Consider the following 362-nt stretch of genomic DNA (forward strand, 5'->3'; position numbering starts at 1 on the left):
GGTTGCCGGTAGCTGCCGGGGAAGTCAGCGTAGTGCTGCTCCCTTCACAGAATTCTTTCTGGCTTACCATAATTTCAGGAGTCGCCGGAATCGGATGAGCAATCAAGATCACTGCGTCAGATACCAGACTCGCACAGTTGTTTAAGGTGACCACTAAGGTATATTTTCCGCTTTCCGTAGCGATGTATGTCTGCTGGTTTGCATCCTGTATCGGGTTACCATCTTTGTACCACTGGTTACCGGTAGCTGCCGGGGAAGTCAGCGTAGTGCTGCTGCCTTCGCAGAATTCTTTCTGGCTTACGGTAATTTCAGGAGTCGCCGGAATCGGGTGGGCAATCAGGATAACTGCATCAGATACCAGA

Annotated in this window: 1 protein-coding gene; it reads right to left on the reverse strand. The window is 50.8% G+C overall.

The genetic code is table 11. From position 1 onward, the window contains the following. Nucleotides 1-362 (reverse strand): immunoglobulin domain-containing protein (locus tag OQX61_RS24290; RefSeq protein WP_265844433.1); only part of this gene is annotated, 362 nt, incomplete at both ends.

The sequence above is a fragment of the Pedobacter sp. PLR genome (genome assembly GCF_026239675.1).
In the GTDB taxonomy this organism is placed as follows: Bacteria; Bacteroidota; Bacteroidia; order Sphingobacteriales; family Sphingobacteriaceae; genus Pedobacter.